At 69.7% G+C, this 221-nt stretch carries 1 pseudogene; it reads left to right on the top strand.

Annotation, left to right across the window (positions count from 1 at the left end):
• Positions 1–221, top strand: a pseudogene (locus tag EXE42_RS18175) (branched-chain amino acid ABC transporter permease); the annotation flags it as partial.

Here is a 221-nt window from a genome sequence, read left to right on the forward strand (position 1 = left end):
GCACCTGAACCTCTACGTCGGGCCGGGCGACCTCGACCCGATCACGACGTTCTACGCCTGGGTCGCCGTGATCTTAGGCGGCAGCGGCTCCAACCGGGGCGCGCTGTTCGGCGGGATCGTCATCGTCGCGATCCGCGAGGGGACGCGGTTCCTCAACGACGTGGCACTGCCGGTCGACCCCGCGCCGCTGCGGCTGCTCCTCATCGGCGTCGTGATCATCG

The sequence above is a fragment of the Halorubrum sp. SP3 genome, from assembly GCF_005435195.1.
Lineage (GTDB): Archaea > Halobacteriota > Halobacteria > Halobacteriales > Haloferacaceae > Halorubrum > Halorubrum sodomense.